22 protein-coding genes and 1 rRNA gene are annotated in these 23,630 nt (G+C 47.6%); 11 read left to right on the top strand and 12 right to left on the bottom strand.

The annotated features are described in order from the left end of the window. Both T360_RS0110660 and T360_RS0110655 read right to left on the bottom strand, forming a co-directional pair. A 16S ribosomal RNA gene (locus T360_RS0110660) occupies positions 1–231 on the bottom strand; the annotation flags it as partial. A 357-nt stretch (positions 232–588) separates the two neighbouring features. Then, positions 589–1,308, bottom strand: coding sequence for a Bax inhibitor-1/YccA family protein (locus tag T360_RS0110655; protein WP_028912782.1), 720 nt, complete (start codon positions 1,306–1,308; stop codon positions 589–591). A gap of 182 nt (positions 1,309–1,490) precedes the next feature. Here T360_RS0110655 and T360_RS0110650 point away from each other — a divergent pair, with 182 nt between their 5' ends. The 3 genes from T360_RS0110650 (at position 1,491) to T360_RS0110640 (ending at position 4,314) form a co-directional block, all read left to right on the top strand. Beyond that, entirely contained in the window at positions 1,491–2,228 is a 738-nt protein-coding gene (locus T360_RS0110650) for a (Fe-S)-binding protein (protein WP_028912781.1), read from the top strand. A gap of 70 nt (positions 2,229–2,298) precedes the next feature. After that, on the top strand, positions 2,299–3,669 hold the full coding sequence (locus T360_RS0110645) for a lactate utilization protein B (RefSeq protein WP_028912780.1): 1,371 nt from the start codon (positions 2,299–2,301) through the stop codon (positions 3,667–3,669). Positions 3,670–3,690: 21 nt separating this feature from the next. Next, positions 3,691–4,314: an LUD domain-containing protein gene (locus T360_RS0110640; RefSeq protein WP_028912779.1), complete on the top strand. Its 624-nt coding sequence runs from the start codon at positions 3,691–3,693 to the stop codon at positions 4,312–4,314. A gap of 57 nt (positions 4,315–4,371) precedes the next feature. Here the strand turns inward: T360_RS0110640 and T360_RS16750 are convergent, their stop codons facing one another. The 8 genes from T360_RS16750 to T360_RS0110600 all read right to left on the bottom strand — a co-directional run bounded on the left by T360_RS16750 (position 4,372) and on the right by T360_RS0110600 (position 10,838). Then, positions 4,372–4,857, bottom strand: coding sequence for a GNAT family N-acetyltransferase (locus T360_RS16750; RefSeq protein WP_369793511.1), 486 nt, complete (start codon positions 4,855–4,857; stop codon positions 4,372–4,374). 440 nt (positions 4,858–5,297) lie between these two features. Then, on the bottom strand, positions 5,298–5,711 hold the full coding sequence (locus tag T360_RS0110630; RefSeq protein ID WP_028912777.1) for an FdtA/QdtA family cupin domain-containing protein: 414 nt from the start codon (positions 5,709–5,711) through the stop codon (positions 5,298–5,300). Positions 5,712–5,728: 17 nt separating this feature from the next. Beyond that, positions 5,729–6,934, bottom strand: a complete 1,206-nt coding sequence (gene purT, locus T360_RS0110625) for a formate-dependent phosphoribosylglycinamide formyltransferase (protein ID WP_028912776.1) — start codon at positions 6,932–6,934, stop codon at positions 5,729–5,731. Then, on the bottom strand, positions 6,931–7,236 hold the full coding sequence (locus T360_RS0110620) for a hypothetical protein (RefSeq protein WP_036929479.1): 306 nt from the start codon (positions 7,234–7,236) through the stop codon (positions 6,931–6,933). The genes purT and T360_RS0110620 overlap by 4 nt, the downstream gene beginning before the upstream one ends. Further along, positions 7,223–8,359: a dTDP-glucose 4,6-dehydratase gene (locus T360_RS0110615; protein ID WP_028912774.1), complete on the bottom strand. Its 1,137-nt coding sequence runs from the start codon at positions 8,357–8,359 to the stop codon at positions 7,223–7,225. Before T360_RS0110615 ends, T360_RS0110620 begins: the two co-directional genes overlap by 14 nt. Positions 8,360–8,362: 3 nt before the next feature. After that, positions 8,363–8,854, bottom strand: a complete 492-nt coding sequence (locus T360_RS0110610; protein ID WP_028912773.1) for a metallophosphoesterase — start codon at positions 8,852–8,854, stop codon at positions 8,363–8,365. Further along, positions 8,851–9,468 (bottom strand): AAA family ATPase, encoded by a 618-nt coding sequence (locus tag T360_RS0110605; RefSeq protein WP_028912772.1) that lies wholly within the window; start codon positions 9,466–9,468, stop codon positions 8,851–8,853. The genes T360_RS0110610 and T360_RS0110605 overlap by 4 nt, the downstream gene beginning before the upstream one ends. An 11-nt stretch (positions 9,469–9,479) precedes the next feature. Beyond that, entirely contained in the window at positions 9,480–10,838 is a 1,359-nt protein-coding gene (locus tag T360_RS0110600; protein WP_028912771.1) for an MATE family efflux transporter, read from the bottom strand. Between the two features lie 105 nt (positions 10,839–10,943). Here T360_RS0110600 and T360_RS0110595 point away from each other — a divergent pair, with 105 nt between their 5' ends. From T360_RS0110595 to T360_RS0110580, 4 genes are read left to right on the top strand one after another with little or no spacing between them, the layout of a single operon-like run. Continuing rightward, on the top strand, positions 10,944–12,395 hold the full coding sequence (locus T360_RS0110595) for a S8 family serine peptidase (RefSeq protein ID WP_028912770.1): 1,452 nt from the start codon (positions 10,944–10,946) through the stop codon (positions 12,393–12,395). 28 nt (positions 12,396–12,423) lie between these two features. Continuing rightward, on the top strand, positions 12,424–13,650 hold the full coding sequence (gene xseA, locus T360_RS0110590; RefSeq protein ID WP_028912769.1) for an exodeoxyribonuclease VII large subunit: 1,227 nt from the start codon (positions 12,424–12,426) through the stop codon (positions 13,648–13,650). Then, a complete protein-coding gene (gene xseB / locus T360_RS0110585) occupies positions 13,647–13,835 on the top strand; it encodes an exodeoxyribonuclease VII small subunit (RefSeq protein WP_028912768.1) in 189 nt (62 codons plus the stop codon). The genes xseA and xseB overlap by 4 nt, the downstream gene beginning before the upstream one ends. 59 nt (positions 13,836–13,894) lie before the next feature. Beyond that, positions 13,895–14,941, top strand: coding sequence for a branched-chain amino acid aminotransferase (locus T360_RS0110580; protein ID WP_255326924.1), 1,047 nt, complete (start codon positions 13,895–13,897; stop codon positions 14,939–14,941). A 42-nt stretch (positions 14,942–14,983) separates the two neighbouring features. On the opposite strand, the gene T360_RS0110575 is transcribed toward T360_RS0110580, so the two are convergent. Both T360_RS0110575 and trmB read right to left on the bottom strand, forming a co-directional pair. Further along, positions 14,984–16,111, bottom strand: a complete 1,128-nt coding sequence (locus T360_RS0110575; RefSeq protein WP_028912766.1) for an Mrp/NBP35 family ATP-binding protein — start codon at positions 16,109–16,111, stop codon at positions 14,984–14,986. Positions 16,112–16,117: 6 nt separating this feature from the next. Further along, on the bottom strand, positions 16,118–16,888 hold the full coding sequence (trmB, locus tag T360_RS0110570) for a tRNA (guanosine(46)-N7)-methyltransferase TrmB (protein WP_028912765.1): 771 nt from the start codon (positions 16,886–16,888) through the stop codon (positions 16,118–16,120). A gap of 150 nt (positions 16,889–17,038) precedes the next feature. Here trmB and T360_RS0110565 point away from each other — a divergent pair, with 150 nt between their 5' ends. The 4 genes from T360_RS0110565 (at position 17,039) to T360_RS0110550 (ending at position 23,627) form a co-directional block, all read left to right on the top strand. Then, positions 17,039–17,593 carry an RNA polymerase sigma-70 factor gene (locus T360_RS0110565; protein WP_231488147.1) on the top strand — a complete coding sequence of 185 codons (555 nt, stop codon included), beginning with the start codon at positions 17,039–17,041 and terminating at the stop codon, positions 17,591–17,593. Positions 17,594–17,625: 32 nt separating this feature from the next. Next, entirely contained in the window at positions 17,626–18,555 is a 930-nt protein-coding gene (locus T360_RS0110560) for a FecR family protein (protein WP_028912763.1), read from the top strand. A gap of 113 nt (positions 18,556–18,668) precedes the next feature. After that, the gene (locus T360_RS15175) at positions 18,669–22,025 is read left to right on the top strand and encodes a TonB-dependent receptor (RefSeq protein WP_081772778.1); all 3,357 of its coding nucleotides are present in this window, start codon (positions 18,669–18,671) and stop codon (positions 22,023–22,025) included. Positions 22,026–22,061: 36 nt separating this feature from the next. Then, positions 22,062–23,627: a RagB/SusD family nutrient uptake outer membrane protein gene (locus T360_RS0110550; protein WP_081772777.1), complete on the top strand. Its 1,566-nt coding sequence runs from the start codon at positions 22,062–22,064 to the stop codon at positions 23,625–23,627. The last annotated feature ends 3 nt before the right edge of the window (positions 23,628–23,630 follow it).

Below are 23,630 nucleotides of genomic sequence, written 5' to 3'. Positions count from 1 at the left end.
CTATACCGGTAAACCTTTGATTCAAATTAGATGTCCGCATCGAATAACATAGAGTATTAATCCGACTTTCGCCGGGCTATCCTCTAGTACAGGGAAGGTTGGATACGCGTTACTCACCCGTGCGCCGGTCGCCATCAATCAAAGCAAGCTTCGATCATGCTGCCCCTCGACTTGCATGTGTTAAGCCTGTAGCTAGCGTTCATCCTGAGCCAGGATCAAACTCTTCATTGTATAAATTGTATCTTTTACTAGTATTTCTAGAAGAACTAGCAGAGCTAGCAAAACTAGATTTACTAGAAGTAATCTGTCTCAGAACAACTATCCTTCAAGAAATTGAAACGGTTTGTTTCTCTTTTACCCAAGAGCATTTCTGCTCTCGCTTCTTGTACTACTTCTGTCTATGTAAATCTTTCAAAGAACTCTTTCTTTTGTTGCTATCGTTTGTTCGAAAGCGGGTGCAAAGGTACGACATTTTTTCTTTCCCTCCAAACATTTTCCAAAAAAAATTCCCAAAAACATGAAAGTTTTCGGGAATGTTTACATAATTACGTTTTTATACTCTTATTATATATAATGTACGCGAAGGAGCTATTCTCTGCGTCCAAAAATGCGCAAAAGATAAATAAAGAGGTTTATAAAGTCCAAATAAAGGGTCAGCGCACCCAAAAGTGCAACCTTCTGAGCAGCCTCTCCTGCATCAGGTGCCATCAAAAGCATATTTTTAATCTTCTGAGAATCATATGCAGTGAGACCAACAAATATCAAAACGCCTAAATAGCTCACAATCATTTCGAGGCCAGAACTCTTCAGGAAGATATTCACAATGGTAGCGATGATAATACCAATCAAAGCCATGAATAGGATCTTTCCCATCGACGTCAAATCAGTCTTAGTGGTATAACCGATGAGTGCCATAACAGAAAATGTACCTGCGGTTACAAAGAAGACACTAGCAATACTCGACATTGTATATACAATGAAAATTGACGAGAACAATGCGCCATTAATAACCGAATACAACACAAAAAGCAATGTTGCCGTCGTGAGCGACAATCGGTTAATAGCAGCGCTTACACCAAACACGATAGCGAATTCTGCAATTACCAGTCCCCAAAGGAGTACACTATTAGTGTACAAGGTGGCGAGAACGCCAGGACTTGTAGCTACACCATACGCAGTAACACCTGTAAGCACAAGAGCCAGTGTCATCCACACATAAACTTTCCGCATCAAAGCAGGAAAGGCTGCTGACATAGAGAGCTCTCGCTCACGTGTCAGTCCATCAAAATTAAATTCGTTATAATTCATACTCATATTTTTATTCAAGATTCTATAATTAAAGTGCAAAAATAGTGCCACAAAGATAAGCATTTACTTTTAATAAAACATAAATAAGTAACACAAAACACCGATTTATTAATATTTTTGGAATTTTTTCACTATATTTGTACCCATGAACAAATGAAAACTATCATATTACACTAACAAACATGAAGATCGGCTTATTTATTCCCTGCTATGTTGATGTGGTTTATCCAGAAGTAGGAGTAGCCACATACAAACTATTAAAACACTTGGGACTAGATGTGGACTATCCACAGAATCAGACCTGTTGCGGACAACCGATGGCCAATGCAGGTTTTGAAAACCAGGCTATCCCCTTAGCTGAGAAATTCGAAGATATATTCAAAGGGTTTGATTATGTGGTATCGCCCTCAGTTAGTTGCACTGCTTTTATAAGATTAAACTATCCTCGTTTACTAAAGGGGAAAACGGAATGCCAAACAGCCCAAAAAGCAATTGACGTTGTGGAGTTTCTGCACGATATCGTCAAGGTTAACCACCCTCTTGGAACTTTTCCTCATAAAGTGAGTTTGCACAACTCTTGTCATGGTGTGAGGGAGTTAGGTTTAAGTTCACCTAGCGAGAAGAATATTCCTAAGTATAACAAAATCAAAGATTTACTAAATCTTGTAGAGGGGATACAGATTTTTGAACCTGAAAGAGCAGACGAATGTTGTGGTTTTGGTGGTATGTTCTCGATTGAAGAAACATCCATTAGCGAACAGATGGGCATTGATAAAGTACAGCGTCATCAGAAAACGGGTGCGCGATTCGTGACTGGACCCGACTGTTCATGTCTGATGCATATGGCTGGCGTGGCCAAGAAGCATGGCCTAGATGTAGAATTCATGCATGTGGTGGAGATATTGGCCGCAGGACTTTAATAATTCTTGGCGATGCCAAGCTGCAAAGCCGAACGGAAATATGACAATTGATAATTGAAAATGGAAAATTATGAGTACGACCCATAGTAACGCAGCAAAAGAGTTCTTGAAGAACCAGACATACGCCAAGTGGCATGATGCCACTTTCTGGGCGGTACGTACCAAACGTGACAATATGGCATATGGACTCAAAGAATGGGAGCAGTTGCGCGATAAGGCCAGCGCTATCAAACGCCATACTATCACCCATTTAGACGAGTATCTTGATCAGTTTGCGACAAAAGCCGAAGGAAACGGTTGCATTGTTCATTGGGCCAGGGATGCCCAAGAATTCAATGAGATCGTGTATGATATTCTAAAAAAGCATAACGTTAAGAAACTCGTTAAGTCGAAGTCGATGCTGACAGAGGAATGCGAAATGAACCCATACCTCGAACAGCACGGTATCGAGGTGGTAGAGACCGACTTGGGCGAGCGCATCATCCAATTGAAAGGACAGGCACCGAGCCACATTGTAATGCCAGCTATCCACCTTAATCACAACGATGTAGGTGAGATTTTCGAGGAAAAACTTGGCAGCGAAAAAGGCAACCATGATCCCACCTATCTTACTTACGTAGCCCGTCTGAGCCTTCGCAACGAGTTTCTCACTGCTGATGCTGGTATGACTGGCGCCAACTTTGGCATAGCTGAAACTGGAGATATTGTGGTATGCACCAACGAAGGAAATGCCGACATGTCAACTTCATGCCCGAAACTTCACATTGCAGCTATCGGATTGGAAAAGATACTTCCGAATTACGACTGCTTAGCAGTGTTCCAACGCCTGCTTTGCAGAGCTGGAACAGGCCAGCCCACCACCACATTCACCTCGCATTTCCGCAAGGCGCGACCTACAGCTCATCCCATGCACATTGTGCTGGTAGACAACGGACGTAGTGAATGGATTGGCAACCCGGATCATTGGGAGGCTCTGAAGTGTATTCGATGCGGATCGTGTATGAACACCTGTCCTGTATATCGCCGAAGTGGCGGATACTCATACAGTTACTTTATCCCAGGCCCCATTGGCATTAATCTCGGAATGCTTCGCGATCCACAAAAGCATTCTGGAAATGTCAGCGCCTGCACGCTATGCAACTCATGCCAAACGCTCTGTCCTGCCAAAATCAATTTAGGCGACCAGATTTATATGTGGCGCCAGCAGTTGGATGAGTTTGGCACTGCCAACCCACAGAAAAAGATGATGTGTAAAGGCATGAGTATCGTATATAATCATGAGCGTATTTACAATCTTGGCACATCAGTGGCTCATTGGGCTAACCTCATTCCATCGCCGCTTATTAACTGTGGCCTGAACCCATGGGCCGATGGTCATAATATGATGAAATTTCCAAAGGAAACATTCCACTCTCTATGGAAGAAAGGAAAAATAAAGTGAGGAAAGAAAAAGTGTCGAGTTATGAGTAACAAAAACGATATTCTGAAGAAATACAGGGCAAACGTCAGAGAAAGATTCTTCGACGAGCGAAGCGGTAAAACTGGTTACGATATGCCCGATTTGAGCGATATAATGGCTACTACCTACCCAGACCCGCTGGTACAGTTTATGAAGATGACTGAGATGGTGGGCGGGCAAGTGTTAGTGGTTGATTCTGGCCGTGATATTAATCTGCTTATCAGGGAATTATTCCCTGATGCAAAAGAGATAGCCTCCAATCTGCCTGAGATTACCATCGCCACCCGTAATCCTGACACTGTTGACAGGGCATCTGATTTGAACGGGACAGATGTTGGCATTATCCGAGGTAAATTTGGTGTAGCAGAAAACGCGTGCATCTGGATTCCACAAACCATGAAGGAGAAAGCCGTTTGCTTCATCTCCGAGAATCTGATCATCCTGCTACCTAAGAGTCAGATTGTAAACAACATGCACGAGGCTTACAAGCGCATTGAGTTTGATAACGAATACGATGGATATGGTACGTTTATCAGCGGACCGTCGAAAACGGCAGATATTGCACAAGTACTGGTGATGGGTGCCCAAGCGGCCCGAAGCGCCACCGTATTACTACTGCCAGAATAAAGGTATAAGCATTAAAAATATTCAAGAGGTCAATCATCGTGTTGACCTCTTTTTGTGTCATAAGTCGTACTCATAAATATCATAACACAGTCCACGCCCACCAAAACCTTCCTTCTGGAATACTAATTTCTCATTCAGTCCACTACCATCAGGATGTTCTGTTGAACGACCAAAGTCGAAATAAGGATAGCCTTGATAATCACTAAAGATACGGTCGTAAAGCAAATCGATAACGCCCAGTTTTTTCCCCTCTGGAGTAGCAGAACTATACTGAGCATGCACCACTTGCTGAGAGACATATAGCACTACACCTCCCAACACCCCACCATCCTTTACGGCTTGATACAGTTTGATATTCTGGGGAAAGCGACTATGTAATAGCGTAATTTCCTCAAGTGTATGTACAGGCATCACGCCATACTTAGTATGAAGATTCGTAGAAAGAATGTCCCAAAATGCAGCATAGTTATCAGAGCATTCTACTAATACGCCAGCCTTTTGAGCACGAGCGACTCCCCGACGCCGAACACGTTCCCACCGCATCTCACCAGATAAAAAGATGTTCGTAGCAAAATCCCTCGCTATAATACGTGCATGACATTCATGAAACAGTGCATAGATATCCTCATCAGATGAAAGACGATGATAAACCCATGGAATACACTTGTAAACAACATGACGGAAGCCATTCTTGCGAAGTTGCTCGTTTAGTTCACGAAACAAGTTCATAGTCTGAACAATCGTCAGACTGGGACTCATCACCAAGCCGCCATAAGTCAATCCCCTATGCGAATAAAAGGTATCGTCCGATGCATGTGCAGGCAAGACTGCCAGCAAACGATTACCTATATAAAATAGCAATGAATAATCGTTAAAGCGATCCGAATGATAGTCCATATAGTTACGATCGAAGAGGAAAGTGCCGTTCTTCGATGTAGCCACGAACTGGTTCCATTCGGTGGCCAAGTCGGGTGTGTATCGTTTTATTTCGAACATCCGATATATTTCAGAAACTCTTGATAATCATAAATATAATCAGACTCGTCGTAATGTTCCGAGGCCAGAACCAGACACACACCACCCGAAGAGAAATCATCGAGCGTTCGCCAGATATTAGTATCAATCAGCAAGCCTTGCCAAGGATGATTCAGTAACACAGTCTTGCGTTCGTAACCATTATCCAACGTTACATGAAACGAACCGCTTAGAGCAATCACAAACTGACGGAGCTTTTTATGCGCATGCCCTCCCCTGCTCTCACCACCAGGTACATCATATACCCAATAGGCGCGCTTGATATCGAAGGGAATCATAGCCTGCGCTTCAGCAAACGTCAGATTGCCACGCGGATCAGTGATCCTGGGCAAATCTATGATTTTAACCTCTAAGCGGTTCATTCTATAGTTACACTTGTTTAGTGTTCAAACTTAGTGTAGGGATCGGTTCCCAGCACGGTCTTAGCGAGTCGCTTTGCCTTGTCACGCAGAGCGTTTACATCGTCGCCGACCTCACCATAGCAAAGCACAACACCCATACGACGGCCCTTGTGGGCTTCAGGTTTTCCAAAGATACGGATGCGGGTGCGATCTTCCTTCAGAGCCTCCTCGAGATTATAGTCGAGCAGGGTGCGATCGATTGGTGTAGAAGCCTCCTTTGGTGAGAGGATAACAGCCGATGCGCCTGCATGCTCAAGATGAATAGCTGGGATGGGCAGGCCCATCACTGCACGGAAGTGGAGCTCGAATTCCGAGAGGTTGGTGGTATGTCCAAGTGTTACCATACCCGTATCGTGTGGACGTGGGCTCAGCTCACTGAAGATTACTTCACCCTGCTTAGTCAGGAAGAACTCTACGCCCCAGATACCAGCACCTGTGAGTGCCTTTGTAACCTTATCAGCCATAATCTGAGCCTGTTTCAAAGCCTCATCGCTAATCTTATATGGCTGCCATGACTCACGATAGTCGCCCGCCTTCTGTACGTGTCCGATTGGAGGACAGAATAGTGTAGGCCAACCGTTCTTCTGGGTAACGGTGAGCAAGGTAAACTCTGAATCAAAGTCGATAAACTCTTCAATGATTACCTCCTTCACATCACCACGACTGCCTTCCATAGCCTCTTTGAAAGCCTGTTCCAACTCATCGTCGTTGTGCACATAGCTCTGACCATGACCTGATGATGACATCAGAGGCTTAACCACACATGGGAAGCCTATCTCGTCGGCAGCTTTTTTAAACTCATCAAAAGTCTTGGCATAGAAATACTTAGCTGTACGCAACCCCAGTTCCTTGGAAGCCAGATCGCGAATAGCGCGACGATTCATCGTGAAGTTAACGGCACGAGCAGATGGAACCACCTGTATGCCCTGCTCCTCGAACTTAAACAATCTCTCTGTTCGGATGGCCTCGATTTCTGGCACAATGATGTCGGGTTTGTGTTTGTTGACCACAGCCTCGAGTGCATCGCCATCGAGCATTGAGAATACCTCGCGCTCATCAGCCACCTGCATGGCTGGCGCATTGTCATAACGATCGCATGCTATCACATACTGTCCTGCACGCATGGCCGCAATCACGAACTCTTTACCAAGTTCGCCTGAGCCTAAAAGCAATATCTTTTTCATTTTTCTATTGTTTGTTTCAACATTTGCCACTCGGGTGTTACCGCCAACTTACGCACACATTGGTCGATATGAGCCATCGCATCTTCCTGACTCATCTTCAAGTCCTTGGCTATCTCCTGCAGCGATTTGCGCTGGCAGCCAAAAAGTCCGTAGTAATGCGTCACGGCCTCCTCTTCCTCAGGTGGCAGCAGGTAGAGCAAATGCTCAAGATAGTGCTCCATTTGGGGAGTAACGCCGGTGGGATTGATACCAATACGCACCAGATACGAGTGGAGTTCTTTTGTTAAGTTATCTGTTGGCATACATATTGTCGTAATACTTCTGATAATCGCCGCTGGTTACATTGTCCAGCCACTCCTGATTGTCGAGATACCAGCGAACGGTTTTCTCGATACCCTCTTCGAACTGCAGAGATGGTTCCCAACCAAGCTCTTTCTGCAACTTGGTAGAGTCGATAGCATAACGCAAATCGTGACCGGCACGATCGGTTACAAATGTAATCAAATCCATATCCTCGCCTTCCTTACGGCCCAGCAAGCGATCAACGGTCTTAATCACCACCTTGATGATGTCGATGTTCTTCCACTCGTTAAAGCCACCGATATTATAAGTATCGGCAATCTTTCCCTCGTGGAAAATCACATCGATAGCACGAGCATGGTCCTCTACATACAACCAGTCGCGCACGTTTTCGCCCTTACCATAAACAGGTAGTGGCTTACGATGGCGGATATTGTTGATGAACAGAGGTATCAGCTTCTCAGGGAACTGATAAGGACCATAGTTGTTTGAGCAGTTGGTTACAACTACTGGCATACCATAGGTATCGTGGAAAGCACGAACGAAGTGATCGCTCGATGCCTTAGATGCTGAGTATGGTGAATGAGGATTATATTTGGTAGTCTCGAGGAAGAACTTATCACCGTAAGCCAGATGATGCTCTGAGCTTGATGCTGTAGTTGTGAAAGGAGGTTCGATACCCTCAGGATGGGTAAGCTCGAGTGCACCATAAACTTCATCTGTAGAGATATGATAAAAACGCTTGCCCTCATACTTCTCTGGCAGACTCTCCCAATACAGCTTAGCAGCTTGGAGCAGCGACAGCGTACCCATTACATTGGTTTTAGCGAATGTGAATGGATCTTTGATAGAGCGGTCAACATGACTCTCGGCAGCCAGATGGATGATACCATCAACTTTCTTGTCCTGCATCAGCTGGTAGAAAGCATCGAAATCACAAATATCCATCTTAATAAACTCATAATTGGGTTTGTTCTCTATATCCTTCAAGTTAGCCAAGTTACCTGCATAGGTTAGCTTGTCGAGGTTGATGATGTGATACTCGGGATACTTGTTTACAAACAGGCGGACCACATGGCTTCCAATAAAGCCAGCGCCACCAGTAATAACGATTGTACGTTTCATATTTTAATCTCCTAATGTAATAACTTCTAAATCTTTGAATTCTTTACCATCGATAGTGAGTCGGATAAGTGTGCGCTCCTTATGCCATCCCTGAATGCCAGCAGCACCTGGGTTGATGTGTAGAAGATTCAGCGTCTTATCGTACTTCACTTTCAGAATGTGCGAGTGACCAGCCACAAAGAGCTGTGGCGGGTTGGCATAGAGTGTAGAGCGGATGCTGGGATCATAGTTGCCAGGATAGCCTCCTATATGCTTGATAAGCACATCTACATCCTCGCATTTAAATCGGTTCAGCTCACGATACATGAGTCTGAGGTCTCCCCCATCGCAGTTACCGCATACAGCACGAAACGGACGGAAGGCAGCCAACTTCTCAGCAACCTCAACACTACCAATGTCGCCTGCATGCCAAATCTCATCGCAGGGTTCAAAGTAGTGCAGGTACTTATCGTCCCAATAGCTGTGCGTATCGCTCAGTATGCCTATCCTTTTCATAATCCAAATCGCTTACGGATAAAATCCGCTATCAGTTTCTCTGTTTCTTCAAGACCCAATAGGCTGGCATCGATACACAGGTCGTAGCTCTCCGCAGCGCCCCACTTCTTACCGGTATAATAATTATAGTATTGCGCGCGACGGGCCTCTACATGCTCAATCAGTTTACGGGCATGTTCGGCATCCAACTGCTTTATTTTCGATATTACGTCAACACGGAAATCCATCGAGGCGGTGATAAACACGTTCACCACATTCTGGAAATCTCTCAGGATGTAGTCGGCACAACGACCTAAGAACACACAACTGCTTTCTTCAGCTGCCTTGCGGATGGCATCGCTCTGAAATTTGAACAAACTCTCTTGCGAGAAGTTAGAGCCATACATGCCCCCTCCAACCAAGTGTGGCGCCTGCACATTAAACAAACTACGAAAAAAGCCTTTCCGCTCGTCGTTCTGCTTGAAGAATTTTTCTGAGAATCCACTCTCTTTGGCAGCCAGATTCAGCAACTCGCGATCGTAATACTTCGCTCCGAAGTCGTCGGCCAGCATTTTTCCAATTTCCTGTCCGCCAGCACCAACCTGTCTACCTACGTTAATAATAATATGTTTCATTGCTCTTTTAGTTATTCGTTTTTAGCGGCTTTAAATTTCTTCATATACCACATCAGCATGGGTATGGTCATGGAAAACGACAGAAAGTCGCTGGCCGGCATCGAATACCACACTCCGTCCAGCTCCCAAAACAAGGGGAACACATACGCCATCGGCAACAGCAATATGAGCTGGCGCGACAGCGAGAGGAATATTGACACCTTAACCTTTCCGATACTTTGAAAGAAGTGGGTGATAGTAGCCTGCGAGCCAACGACAAAGAACACCAGCATGTCCAGTCGGATGCCTCGTGCCGCCAAGTCAATCAATGTAGCATCGGTAGTAAAGATGCGCGCTATCTCTCGCGGGAATAGCATCGACAGTCCCCAACCTACCAGCAAGATGGCTGTAGCACAGGCGATGGCCATAAACAGGCAGCGCAGCATACGATCATATTTCTCAGCGCCATAATTATAGCCCACGATGGGTTGCATACCTTGGCACACGCCCATCACAAACATAAAGAACATCATCACCACTGAGTTAGCTATCGAGTAGGCTCCCACTGCCATATCGCCGCCATAGCGCACAAACTGATTGTTCATCACAATCACAATGATACAGCTAGTGACGTTCATCAGGAATGGTGATATACCGATGGCAATGATATTGCTTACCAGTCGTTTCTTGAGTTTATAGATGCCATGCTTGAAGTGCAGTATCTCATTTTTGTTAGAAAACAGATAGAGCTGCCAGCACATAGCGATAGTTTGCGACGTAACTGTGGCCAAAGCAGCACCACGAATTCCCCAGCGGAACCACCACACAAAGGTAACTACCAATATAATATTCATAGCCACGGTAAACAGCACAGAGTACATGGCGTGCTTGGGTTTACCTGCTGCACGCAGCACAGCGTTCAGCCCGAAGTACATGTGGGTCACCATATTACCCAGCAGGATAATGGTCATAAACTCGCGGGCATATGGCAGTGTCACATCACTGGCACCAAAGAAAATCAGGATGGGGTCGAGAAACAGCAGACAGATGAGCATGAAAGCGAAGCCAATAATCAGATTCAGCGTGATGGTGTTACCCAGCAGGTTTTGTGCCGTTGGATAGTCGCGCTGACCCAGCTTCACACTGATACTAGCCGATGAGCCTACACCCACAGCTGCACCGAAAGCTGCACTCAAATTCATAAATGGGAATGTGATGCCCAAACCCGCAATCGCCTCTGGGCCTACCAGTTGTCCAATCATCGCACGGTCGATGATATTATAGAGACTAGAAGCCGACATAGCTACGATAGCAGGCAAGGCATACTGCCACAGCAATTGCCCTACAGGTTTCGTGCCAAGTGCCAAAGCGGCTTGTTTGTTATCACTCATTCGCGTACATATTATTAAAAACGCTGCAAAGGTACGAATATTTTCCGAGATAAGATGCATTTTTAAAATAATCTTTGTATCTTTGCACTCGCAAAATAAAAACAAATGACCAATATACGTCTGATAAACCTATTCATAGCCGCACTTTTCTGCGCTCTGAACGCCAGTGCAGCCTCTCTTCCCAAGAAAAAATATCCTGGGGGCAAATGCTACATTTGGCGCTATACTCTGGAAGACAAGCGCGAATCGAGCTATACCCTCGACCGTCCTCAGCGTTGGCTCTCACACAAAAGCATCGAGCGCCGCCACAAGCAAGGACTGCCTCTGGATTCTACCGACCTCCCCGTCAGTAGTGGTTATTTGAAAGCCATCGAACATATGATAGCCGATGCCAACCGCTCCACAAAGCGCTCGCAAACCGAATCGATGATTATCGGCACCAGCCGATGGAACAATACGGTATTGGTACGTTCTGCCGATACCACTTTTTTGCGTCGGTTAGGCGAACAGGCCTATGTAAAACGTAGCGAGATGGTATGGGAAGCCCCCGACAGCATTGAGCGGATGATAAAAATCAAAGCCAACTACAACTTTAATTCATGGGACAGCTTAAAAGGCGTGCCCTATGGTCATGGTCGCGAGCAGATAGAAATGCTCAACGGCCATCGCCTGCATAACATTGGTTTCCGTGGCAAGGGCATCACTATCGCGGTGCTAGACGGCGGATTCCAGAACTGCAACTGTATCCCCACCTTCCAGCATGCCAACATTTCTGGCATCAAGGACTTTGTATATCCCAACAGCCCTAGTTTCTATCAAGAAACCGACCATGGCACCAAGGTACTCTCTACCATGGCAGCCAACGAACCCGAAGTACTGATAGGCACAGCACCAGATGCGCACTACTGGTTGTTGCGCTGCGAAGACCAAGAAACCGAGCAACCTGTGGAGGAGGACTATTGGGCCATGGCTGCAGAGTTTGCCGACTCATTAGGCGCCGACATCGTAACATCAAGCTTAGGCTACAACGAATACGACAATCGTCCTGGCTATTACCGCCAGCGCGACCTTGATGGCCACACGGCTCTCATCTCGCGCACAGCCTCGATGCTCGCACAGAAAGGTATGGTACTGGTTAACTCTGCCGGCAACAGCGGCATGGGGCCTTGGAAGAAGATTACCTTCCCTGCCGATGCTGACAATTCGCTGACGGTAGGAGCCCTTAACCAGCAGCGTGTCAACGCCCCGTTCAGTGGTGTAGGCCCAACTCAGGATCAGCGTGTCAAGCCCGACTTGATGGCTTTAGGCAGTCCCGCATGTCTCATATCAGGTCGTGGTGCCGTCATACGCGACATGGGCACCTCGTTCTCAACGCCCATCGTTGCAGGCTTGGTGGCTTGTCTCTGGCAGGCCCTGCCTGGAAAGAATGCTCTTGAAATCATTCAACTGATACGCGAGCAAAGCGACGCTTACGATAAGCCAGACAACGTATATGGCTTTGGTGTACCCAACTTCTGGCGTGCCTATATGATTGGGAGACTGACAAACGATAAGTGACAATCGATAATGGATATTGAAAATTAGGATGGCGAAGCATTATTCTTTATTGGAACTCAACCGATTGGTGCGCGAAGCTATTGAGGATTCGCTTCCTATGGAATATTGGGTAGAAGCCGAACTGTCTGAATGCCGCGAGAGTCGTGGACATTGCTACATGGAACTCATTCAGAAAGATGAGCAGTCGGCCACGCCAATAGCCAAGGCCTCTGCCAAATGCTGGGCCAACAAATGGCTTACCATCCGTCCCTATTTTGAGCGCACTACCGGTCAGAATTTACACGCTGGCATGAAGGTGCTGCTACAGGTTTATCCGCAGTTTCATGAGGCTTATGGTTTTTCATGGATTGTGAGCGACATCGACCCCACCTACACCTTGGGCGATATGGCTCGCAAGCGTCAGGAGATTATCAACACGCTGAAAGCCGAAGGCGTATTCGACCTGCAGAAAGAGCTGAAGTTCCCTATGTTCTGTCAGCGCATCGCCGTCATCTCCAGTGAGACGGCTGCAGGCTATGGCGACTTCTGCAACCAACTTGCTGATAACCCCTACGGTTTCAAATTCGAAACACAGCTATTTCCTGCCATCATGCAGGGCGAAGGTGTAGAAGAGAGCATCATAAATGCACTTGAGCACATTTATAATGGTCAATATTTCGACTGTGTAGTCATCATCCGTGGTGGAGGTGGTACAGCCGACTTGAGCGGCTTCGACACTTTAGCTTTGGCCGAAAATGTGGCTAATTTCCCCATACCTATTATTACTGGCATTGGTCACGACCGTGATGAGAGTGTGCTCGACATGGTATCACATACCCGTGTAAAAACCCCCACTGCTGCAGCCAGCCTACTCATCGACCATCTGAAAAGCGTGCTCGATGCTCTCAATGATGCCCAGAACCGCATCACCTATAGCACCCAGCAAAAACTCTCAACACTCAATACTCAACTCTCTACGCTCTCCGAGACCATTCCTCGCTTATTCTCGTTGGTACGCACACGTCAGGAGGCTAAGCTCGAATCATTCTATACACGCATACCTATGCTTTTAGAACGCCGACTCACTTCCGAAAACCATCGACTGCAACTCATAGGCGAGCAGCTGAAAGGCTTCGACCCCACGCTGCTATTGGCCCGCGGCTATAGCATCACTCTGCACAATGGCAAGACCGTGCGCGACCCACAGCAGCTGCAGCCTGGCGACGAGATAGAGACACGACTGGAAAAAGGAATCATCAAATCGATTATAGCATGAAAGAAGAAATGAAATATGAGGCTGCCATAGCCGAACTGCAAGCCATCGCTAGTAAGATGGAGAACAACGAACTCGACATCGATCAGATGGCCGAACAGTTGGAACGTGCACAGCAACTCATCAAGCTCTGCAAGGATAAACTTACCAGAACAGATGCTGAAATCAAGAAAATACTTACAGAATAAAAGATTTTAGACCAAAAGTTCTTTAATCTGATATTAATTATATACTTTTGCATAAGAAATTGAAATATCAAACATATAAAGAAAGTAATATGAAGAATTTGGATTGGGGTAGTCTGTCATTCGGCTACATGAAGACCGACTACAACGTACGTTGCTATTATCGCGACGGAAAATGGGGCGAGATAGAGGTTTGCTCCGACGAGTATTTGAATCTGCACATGGCTGCTACCTGCCTGCACTATGGTCAGGAGGCATTCGAGGGACTGAAGGCCTACCGTTGCCCCGATGGCAAGGTGCGTGTGTTCCGTGTTGATGAGAATGCCAAGCGTCTGCAGAGCACTTGCCGTGGTATTCTGATGCCAGAGGTTTCAACCGAACTGTTCACCGAGATGGTTAAGAAGGTGGTTCGCCTCAATCAGGAGTGGATTCCAACCTATGAGAGTGGCGCTACACTCTACATCCGTCCACTGCTTATCGGTACTAGCGCCCAGGTGGGTGTTCATCCTTCAAAGGAGTATTGCTTCCTCATCTTCGTTACACCCGTAGGTCCATACTTCAAGGGTGGCTTCCAGTCTAACCCATATGTAATCGTTCGCGACTACGACCGTTCAGCTCCTCTGGGCACAGGTAAATATAAGGTAGGTGGAAACTACGCCGCTTCTCTCTATGCCAACAATCTGGCTCACGAGAAGGGTTATGCTTGCGAGTTCTATCTCGATGCCAAAGAGAAGAAGTACATCGACGAGTGCGGTGCTGCCAACTTCTTTGGTATTAAGAACAACACCTATATCACTCCTGAGTCAACTTCTATCCTGCCCTCTATCACCAACAAGAGCTTGATGCAGGTGGCTGAGGATCTGGGTATGAAGGTAGAGCGCCGTCCTATCCCTGAAGAGGAACTCGAAACCTTTGAGGAGGCAGGTGCTTGCGGAACAGCTGCTGTCATCAGTCCTATCTCATATATCGACGACCTGGATACAGGCAAGCGCTACGACTTTGGCGAAAAGCCTGGTCCACAGTCTAAGCGTCTCTTCGATACCCTCCGTGGTATTCAGTACGGTGAGATCGAAGACAAGCACGGTTGGACCACCGTTGTCATTGAATAAAAATAAAAGCCCGTTCAAATGTGAGCGGGCTTTATTTTTTTCTTATTTGTTCATTCCCACGATCTTCGTCGCAGGTTTTTCTTTATTTCTCCTATTTACAACGGTAACAACCGATTGTGCCAGATTGATGAATGCCAACCCTGTAGCTGTCTCACTTGAGAGTGCAGCGGGTGTACCTTTATCGCCATTGTCGCAGATACTCTGCACCAGTGGTATCTGTGCCAGCAGGGGCACCTGCATCTCCTCAGCCAACTGCTTGCATCCCTCCTTACCAAAGATATAATACTTATTTTCTGGCAGTTCAGCAGGCGTAAACCACGCCATGTTCTCTATCAGACCGAGAATGGGCACGTTCACCTTGTCGTTGCGATACATGTCGATACCCTTGCGTGCATCAGCCAGCGCCACCTGTTGTGGGGTTGAAACGATGACAGCACCTGTGATGGCCAGCGTCTGCAACAGTGTCAGGTGGATATCACTGGTGCCAGGAGGGGTGTCGAGGATGAAATAGTCAAGCTCGCCCCAGTCGGCATCGGCAATGAGCTGCTTCAGCGCACTAGTAGCCATACCGCCACGCCACAGAGTAGCTGTATCGGGCGACACGAAGAAGCCTATCGACAAGAGTTTTACGCCATATTTCTCGATGGGCACGATGAGGTCGCGACCATCCTTCTTTACTGCGTAGGGACGCTCGTCCTCCACATCAAACATCTTTGGCATCGACGGACCGAAGATATCAGTATCCAGCAGTCCCACTTTGTAACCCAGACGAGCCAGTGCGATAGCCAAATTGGCAGAAACGGTACTCTTACCTACACCACCTTTGCCCGAACTTACGGCAATGATATTCTTCACGCCAGGCAGCATCTGTCCTACTTCAGGACGCGGTGCACTTTTAAACTCTGTTTCTATCTCCACCTCAACCTCTTTGCCGCAGTGGTATTTGATAGCAGCCTCGGCTGCCTTGACTGTCGATTTCAAGAAGGGGTCGGTGTCGCGTGGGAACAACAGCACCACCTTCACTTTCCAGTTGTCGCCATCTTTCTGTGGAGCAGCCACAGCAGGTGTATCGGCCACCATCTCGCTCTCCACCAGATTCTTCTTGGTGCCGGCATACGTCACCGTAGCCAAGGCATCCATCACCATCTTGGGATATAATACTTTCTCCATAATTCTCTATTTTGCTTTATCGAGACTGCTACGCTTAGAGCGGTGGTACGAGCGATAGTCGTCGAGTTCTATTTCCACCTCGGGCTCTACCAGCTCACCAGTACGTGGCAGATTCCACTTCATATACTTGATGTTCAATCCACGCGCTATCCACATACCTTCGTAGTAAGTCTGAATGGCCAGGATTTTCTTTGTTGCCTCGTCGATACGCTCATCGTGATAGAGGTCTTCCGTACGGAACACCACGGGCAGTGCGTTCTTCTCCACCATATAAGTGCTATAGGTAAAGAGGAAGTTCGAGTCGGTCTTCAGATGTATCGTTCCGCCATCCACCAAGAATTTGCGATAGCGGTTCATAAAATAGGTAGATGTCAGTCGCTTGCGCGGGTTCTTCATCTGCGGATCACTGAAAGTGAGCCATATCTCCTGCACCTCGTCTTCTGCAAAGAAACGTTCGATTATTTCAATATTCGTACGCAGGAAGGCTACGTTCTTCAGTCCCTCATTCTGGGCCTGCGTAGCTCCAGTCCACATGCGGGCACCCTTGATATCCACACCCACAAAGTTCACGTCGGGATAGAGCTTTGCCAGTTCCACAGTATATTCACCCTTACCACAGCCCAGTTCGAGTACGATAGGGTTGTTGTTGTGGAAGTACTGTTCATGCCAGTGCCCCTTCATATCGAAAGGCACATTCTCAATCACCGAAAACGGATACTGGAACACGTTCTCATACGTCTCCATGTCCGCAAATTTAGCCAACTTTCCTTTTCCCATAATTAAAATTGTGCTGCAAAGGTACGATTAAGTGAGCAAAAAACCAAGAAAAACAAATAAAAATTTGGTAGTCTCGACAATAAGTTGTACTTTTGCGCTCAATAACTAAAATATTATCACAGCATGCCACCAATAGCTATAAATAAGGACATGATAAAAACACTAGCCGAGGGGAATCAAGAGGTTTTCCAGCGGGTTTTTGGTGTGTTCCAGCCCAAAGTGCGTGCTTTTGCCTTAGGTCTCATCAAAAACGAGACCGATGCCGACGATATCACGCAACTGGTATTTATCAAGCTATGGACCAATCACGCCAAGCTATCAGAAGTGGAGAATCTGGATGCTTACATCTTCGGTATCACCAAAAACACGGTGCTCAACTTTATAGCAAAAAACAGACAGCCCGAAATTGACCTGGACTGCCTGCGAGAGACCAGAGCTACTGGCGCCACCCCACAAGAGCAGATAGAGGCCAGCGACCTGAAACTGCTGATAGACATGGTGGTGGAGCAGATGCCACAACAGCGACAGACCGTTTACCGACTGAGTCGCGAAGAGGGACTGAGCAACGACGAGATAGCCCAACAACTGGGCATACAGAAAAAAACAGTGGAGAACCATCTGAACCTGGCCTTAGGCGAGATTCGCGAAATGCTAAAAATTCTTATTTTTGTTCTCTTCGGTTGGGGGCAAGAGCTATTTAAGTAGTCTTAATAATTAACAAGGTATAAAATAAGAATATGAGTAGGTATATCAAGCATATCGTCAGATATTTCTTCGATCACAACACATCGGCAGAGACAACACAAAGGGTGCACGAGCGCCTACTAAACGGCGGCAGCGATGTGGACGATGCCTTGCGCGACCTCTGGGACACGTGTGAGGGCCAGGCTAACGACAAGCCTGCTGCCCAGCGACAATGGCTCAAGCTGGCTGCCATGTGGGCCCTGCCAGTGGTGATGGTGACAAGTGCGATATGGTTTTATGCCCAAGCCAACAAGAAAGCCAAGCTGTATAGCGAAGTGGTGTTCATGCACAAGTTTACTGCCTATGGCGAGCGCAGCAAGATTCTGCTGCCCGACAGTTCGGAGGTATGGCTCAATGGTGGCAGCTCGCTCATCTATCCCTCACGATTTGTTTCTGCTGAGCGCAATGTGTGCCTCACTGGCGAAGCCTTCTTCAAGGTGAAGAAAGACGCCTCGAGGCCATTCACTGTGGATGTGAACAAGATGAAGCTGAAGGTGCTGGGTACCACATTCAACGTATTCTCCTATCCCGACAATCCACAGGTGACAGCCACCCTCGAAACAGGTAAGCTGCAAATCAATGTGGATAATCAAAAGAAGCCCTATGTGCTGGAACCCGACGACCAATTGGTGATAGACACCAAGACTGGTCAGGTAGAGATGCGCCACGTGAAGGCCAGCGACTACTCGGTATGGCGCGTGCCAGCTATGTACTTTGAGGAGACCAAGCTTATCTATGCCCTGCAACAGATAGAGCGGGCTTACAATGTAAAGATACACGTTCAGAACAGTCGTTTCAACAACCAGACCATCCGCGCACACTTCAATGCCGACGAGACAATCGAAAGTATCATGGGTGTGATAAAAATGCTGATTCCACAGCTGAACTATGAGATAGATGGCAACGATATCTTCATCAGATAATTCACTTTTAAAACTTTTTAACCAAATACAATTGGGTGTAAGAACGATTTTGGATGTCTTAAGTGTACGTTCAACTATTAATTATTTAATCGTTCTAATTTTTAAAACCTAAAATGGAAAAAAGAAGAAACCGTATTCTCCGAATGGCTGCCATCATGATGATAGCCGGCAGCATTCAGATTCAGGCGCAGAACGTATCGTTCAACAATGAACGCGTCTCCCTGAAGAAAGCTTTCGAGAAAATCGAGCAGGTGAGCAATTACAAGATTGCCTACAATGCATCGAAGCTGAACATCAACAAGCAAGTGGTGCTCAACCAGAAAAACAAAACTGTGCCACAAGTGATGGAAGAACTGCTAAAGGACACCGACTACACCTTTGAGGTGAAGGGCAACCAGATTGTGATTGTGGCCAAAAAAAAGGAAAAGTCTGACAAGCCCGGTGAGAAGCAGCGCATCTCAGGTATTATTACCGACGAGAATGGCGAAGCTGTGATTGGTGCCAGCGTGACCGAAAAGGGCACCAAGAACGCCACAGTGACTGACGTGAACGGACACTATGAGCTGTACGCCAGCAAAAGTGGCACCCTACAGGTGAGCTACATCGGTTACCTGACACAGAACGTGAAGGTGAGCAGCAAGAATCACATCGACATCCAACTGAAAGAAGATGCCCACAGTCTGGACGAAGTGGTGGTAGTGGGCTATGGCCAGATGAAGAAGAGCGACCTGACAGGTTCGGTATCATCAGTAGCTGTAGATCGCGACAAGGCCGTATTCAACAGTGGCATCGACCACCTGTTGCAGGGTAACGCCCCTGGTGTGTATGTGAATGGTGGCGACTCGCAGTTGGGTGGTGTCATCAACGTACGCATCCGCGGAACCTCAACCCTGAACGGAAACAAAGAACCACTATATGTGATTGACGGAATCATCATGAACGATGCCACAGAAGATGTAGGCAACCCCAATAGCGGCGGTGGCACGGGTAGCGACCCAGTACAGACCACCCAAAGCGGACTAACAGGAATCAACCCACAAGATATACAAAGCATAGAAATTCTGAAAGATGCCTCGGCCACAGCCATCTATGGTTCACGTGCATCTAATGGTGTCGTACTCATTACGACCAAAGAGGGAAAAAGTGGAAAAGCCAAGATCAACCTCTCGGCAGGACTCTCGTTCGACCAGGCTAGCAAGCACATCAGCGTGCTCAATGCTGAGGAGTACATTGCCTATCGCAATGAAAAAGACGAGGAAGGCTACTACAGTGCAGATTTTCACCCCGTGAATCGCGACTGGCAAAAGGAGCTCTTCCACACCTCTACCACCCAATCATACCGTCTGTCAGTAAACGGTGGTAACGACAAGGCCAACTACTACGTGGCTGGTGGCTATCTTGACAACAAAGGTATCATCCGCAACACGGGACTGAGCCAGGCCGACCTGCGTGTCAACTACAAGTACAAACTCAATCAGAACATGTCGCTCAAGGGTACATTCAGTATGACACGCCGTGTGAACGACATGACAGCCGGAACCGATGGACAGGGAAACCAGCGTACCAGTCTCACCCGTCATGCTATCCTGGCAAAACCTTTTGCCGAGCTCGACCCCGAGGATAATAACGACAATGACAACGACCTACAGTTGACTCCTACCAACTGGCTGACCGATTACAAGGACCACTCAGAGGAGAACCGCACCATGGCTTCGATTGCCTTCGACTATAAGATTATCAAAGGTCTGACCTTCCATCTGATGGGTTCGTACGATACCCGCGACAAGACCCGCTCACGCTGGTATAGCACTGGTGTATATACCGGTATGAAGGTGAACGGCCAGTTGGGCTACAGCGAGCTTCGCAGTATAAAGAAGGCTCTTGAAGCGCTGTTCTACTACGACTATACACTGAACAATGTACACCATTTGTCGGGTACAGCAGGTGTCACCTACGAGCGCCGCGATGCCAATCGCTATGGCATGCTGGGCGAAGACTTTTCAATCATGTCGCTGGGCATTGATGGTATCGCTTATGCCAATAAGACCTATACCAACAGCCACTCGCTGACCAACGAAACCACAGCCTCATCGCTCCTGCGCGTGAACTATAATTATATGGACCGTTACCTGGTGACTCTCACAGGACGTGTGGATGGTTCAAGTAAGTTCCAGAAAGGCAATCGCTACAGTTTCTTCCCATCAGTAGCACTAGCCTGGCGCGTCAATCAGGAGAATTTCCTGAAGGACAGCAAGTGGCTGAGCAACCTGAAACTGCGCCTTGGTTGGGGTATGACCGGTAACCAGAGTATCTCGGCCTATGCCACACAGAACACCTATGGCAACGTGGAGTATGCCACAGGCGGTGGTCAGAACACAGTAGGACTTCACCCCAGCAAGATTGCCAATCCCGACCTGAAATGGGAGGCCACCACACAATATAATGCAGGTATCGACTTCGGCATTCTGAAGAACCGACTCACCCTGAGCGTTGATGTCTATCACAAAGAGACCAACGACATTCTGCAGTCGATGAACACCGCAGTTTCTACAGGCTATAGTTCTATCTACGTGAACTGTGGCTCTATCCAGAACAATGGTATCGAGGTGGCTCTCAACGCTGTGCCCGTCAGCACCAAGGACTTTACCTGGACCATCGGCGCCAACATCTCACATAACAAAAACCGCATCACCAACCTCGGACTACCACTTACCAAATATGGTACCGAATACTACGAGGCATACTACGGCACCAACCTGTCGTACTACGCATCAGCCGCCTTTCCTGTCAACATCTTCATCAAGGGCAAACCCATCGGACTATTCTGGGGATACAAAACCAATGGTATCCTGCAGAGCGACGAGGCAGCCAACGGACTGGTGTATAACGGAAATGCGCTCAAAGCTGGAGACATTGCCTATATCGATACCAATGAAGATGGCATTATCAACACCGAAGACCGTGTGATTCTGGGCGACCCGAACCCCGACTTCACCTTCGGTTTCAACACCTCTATCAGCTACAAGGCTTTTACACTGAATGCTCAGTTCCATGGTTCGATAGGCAATGAAGTGGTGAATGCCAATAAACTCGACAACACCAATACCTATTACGATTACAACATCCTGACTGAGGCCTACCACAATGCCTGGCGCCCAGAAAAGCCCAGCACCACCTACCCACGCATCGGCGTACCTCTGAGCGAGCTCACCGATCGCCTGATAGAAGATGGTAGTTTCCTGCGCATGGGAAGTCTGAGTCTTACCTACGATGTACCATTAAAGCGCTCAAATCTGATCAAGGCGCTGCAAGTAACGCTGACAGGACGTAACCTGTTCACCATCACTAACTACTCAGGTTACAACCCCGACATCAACAGTTTCTCTAACGACCCCAAGCGTATCGGCATCGACTACGGAAGCGCCCCTATCACCCGCTCATACAGCTGTACGCTGAATGTTACTTTCTAACTTCATCATTCAACAATATAATAATACGAAAGAAAAATGAAAAAGACTATCATATATGCATGGGGATTGCTAAGCGCCGTAGCTTTAACATCCTGCAATTCCCTATTGGAAGAAGATACCGACTCTTTTCCATCTGCTAACGTTATCTATGCTGACGACAAGGGCGTAGAAGCCGCCCTGACAGGATGCTACCACGGACTCACCAGCTACAACGTGTTCCAGTCGGACTATCACACCATCTTCTGCACTGCCGGTGGCACGATGAACAACACCAGTTCGTCGTACAACGACTCGAAAGCCCAGCGCACAGAACCTGACAACAAGTATGTAGGGCGCCACTTCAAGACGTGCTACACGGTGATAGCAGACTGCAATGATCTGTTAAGTAAGATTGATGCCAGTGGTGCATCAGAGCAACTGAAGACACGCGCCAAGGGCGAAGCTCATTTCCTCAGAGGTATGATCTACTTCAATCTGGTGCGTGCCTTTGGAGGTCTGCCCCTACGCTTAGAGCCCATCAACAGCAAGAATCTCGACATGCCACGTTCTACAGTAGAGGAGACCTACAACCAGGTGATTGCCGACTTGGAAGAGGCAGCTCAGTTGCTTCCTGAGGAGAACCCCACCGAGGGGCGTCCCAGCCTCTATGCTGCTCACGCTTTGTTGGGTAAGGTATATCTGACGCTGGCCAACGGTGAAGAGGGTTCCCCCTACTGGCAGAAGTGTATCGACGAGTGTATGAAGGTGTATGGTCACTATCAGCTGATACCTCTGCAGGTGCTCTACAATGCCCAGAACCGCAACACCGCCGAGTCGATTATCGAAATACAGTTCTCGGATATCAATGGTAGCACATGGACACAGGGTATTGCACCCGACGTGAGCGACTACACCCCCAACTCTCAGAGTAACCCCTATGGTCGCTATCGCCCCTCGAAATATATCTTCGACACCTGGCGCGAGCAGTATCCTGGCGACCCACGTATCGAGCAGGGTATCATCTACAACTACTACACCAAGAATGGTGGTGTGGATACCGTGCAGATTTACCCAGCCTACACCAGCGAAAAGGGTAGCAGTCGCATGTGGCCATATCTCAAGAAGTTCCTCGACACTCGCTATGTAGCCCAGTACGCCCCACAGAATTTTATCTATCTGCGCTATGCTGACGTGCTGCTGATGCTGGCCGAAGCCACCAACGAAGTGAGTGGGCCCGACAAGGCCTATCAGTATGTGAACGAGGTGCTGGCCCGTGCACGCAACAGTGCAGAGCCTGCAGCCGAACAGCCTGCCGACTGGAGCGGTATGACCAAGGAGGAGTTCCGCCATCGCATCATGTACGAGCGCTTCTTCGAGCTGTTGGGTGAGGAGACTGAATATTTCGACATGCGCCGTCGTGGTCCAGAGTTCATGCTCGAGTACTGGAAAGCCCATAATGCACACCCAGCCAACTGTCCTAACCCTTCATCAACAAAGTATAAAGAGGACTACTTCGTGTGCACACCAGAGATGGCTAAGCGCGCCATGCTGCTACCATTCCCCACGCTCGAAATCAACTCAAACAACGCCATCACGGATGCCGACCAGAATCCTGGATACTAAGTT

It is taken from the genome of Prevotella sp. MA2016 (assembly GCF_000619825.1).
GTDB lineage: Bacteria > Bacteroidota > Bacteroidia > Bacteroidales > Bacteroidaceae > Prevotella.
Note: the sequence above shows the minus strand (reverse complement) of the source record. Positions and strands in the feature narration are given on the sequence as shown.

Excerpts from the sequence above, each read along its gene's own strand:
- T360_RS0110565 (WP_231488147.1), top strand. The coding sequence starts at position 17,039 with ATGATAAAAACACTAGCCGAGGGGAATCAAGAGGTTTTCCAGCGGGTT.
- T360_RS0110655 (WP_028912782.1), bottom strand. The coding sequence starts at position 1,308 with ATGAATTATAACGAATTTAATTTTGATGGACTGACACGTGAGCGAGAG.
- xseB (WP_028912768.1), top strand. The coding sequence starts at position 13,647 with ATGAAAGAAGAAATGAAATATGAGGCTGCCATAGCCGAACTGCAAGCC.
- T360_RS16750 (WP_369793511.1), bottom strand. The coding sequence starts at position 4,857 with ATGCGGTGGGAACGTGTTCGGCGTCGGGGAGTCGCTCGTGCTCAAAAG.
- T360_RS0110645 (WP_028912780.1), top strand. The coding sequence starts at position 2,299 with ATGAGTACGACCCATAGTAACGCAGCAAAAGAGTTCTTGAAGAACCAG.
- T360_RS0110560 (WP_028912763.1), top strand. The coding sequence starts at position 17,626 with ATGAGTAGGTATATCAAGCATATCGTCAGATATTTCTTCGATCACAAC.
- T360_RS0110610 (WP_028912773.1), bottom strand. The coding sequence starts at position 8,854 with ATGAAAAGGATAGGCATACTGAGCGATACGCACAGCTATTGGGACGAT.
- T360_RS0110615 (WP_028912774.1), bottom strand. The coding sequence starts at position 8,359 with ATGAAACGTACAATCGTTATTACTGGTGGCGCTGGCTTTATTGGAAGC.
- T360_RS0110605 (WP_028912772.1), bottom strand. The coding sequence starts at position 9,468 with ATGAAACATATTATTATTAACGTAGGTAGACAGGTTGGTGCTGGCGGA.
- T360_RS0110575 (WP_028912766.1), bottom strand. The coding sequence starts at position 16,111 with ATGGAGAAAGTATTATATCCCAAGATGGTGATGGATGCCTTGGCTACG.
- T360_RS0110650 (WP_028912781.1), top strand. The coding sequence starts at position 1,491 with ATGAAGATCGGCTTATTTATTCCCTGCTATGTTGATGTGGTTTATCCA.
- T360_RS0110640 (WP_028912779.1), top strand. The coding sequence starts at position 3,691 with ATGAGTAACAAAAACGATATTCTGAAGAAATACAGGGCAAACGTCAGA.
- T360_RS15175 (WP_081772778.1), top strand. The coding sequence starts at position 18,669 with ATGGAAAAAAGAAGAAACCGTATTCTCCGAATGGCTGCCATCATGATG.
- T360_RS0110630 (WP_028912777.1), bottom strand. The coding sequence starts at position 5,711 with ATGAACCGCTTAGAGGTTAAAATCATAGATTTGCCCAGGATCACTGAT.
- xseA (WP_028912769.1), top strand. The coding sequence starts at position 12,424 with ATGGCGAAGCATTATTCTTTATTGGAACTCAACCGATTGGTGCGCGAA.
- T360_RS0110620 (WP_036929479.1), bottom strand. The coding sequence starts at position 7,236 with ATGCCAACAGATAACTTAACAAAAGAACTCCACTCGTATCTGGTGCGT.
- T360_RS0110600 (WP_028912771.1), bottom strand. The coding sequence starts at position 10,838 with ATGAGTGATAACAAACAAGCCGCTTTGGCACTTGGCACGAAACCTGTA.
- trmB (WP_028912765.1), bottom strand. The coding sequence starts at position 16,888 with ATGGGAAAAGGAAAGTTGGCTAAATTTGCGGACATGGAGACGTATGAG.
- T360_RS0110550 (WP_081772777.1), top strand. The coding sequence starts at position 22,062 with ATGAAAAAGACTATCATATATGCATGGGGATTGCTAAGCGCCGTAGCT.
- purT (WP_028912776.1), bottom strand. The coding sequence starts at position 6,934 with ATGAAAAAGATATTGCTTTTAGGCTCAGGCGAACTTGGTAAAGAGTTC.
- T360_RS0110595 (WP_028912770.1), top strand. The coding sequence starts at position 10,944 with ATGACCAATATACGTCTGATAAACCTATTCATAGCCGCACTTTTCTGC.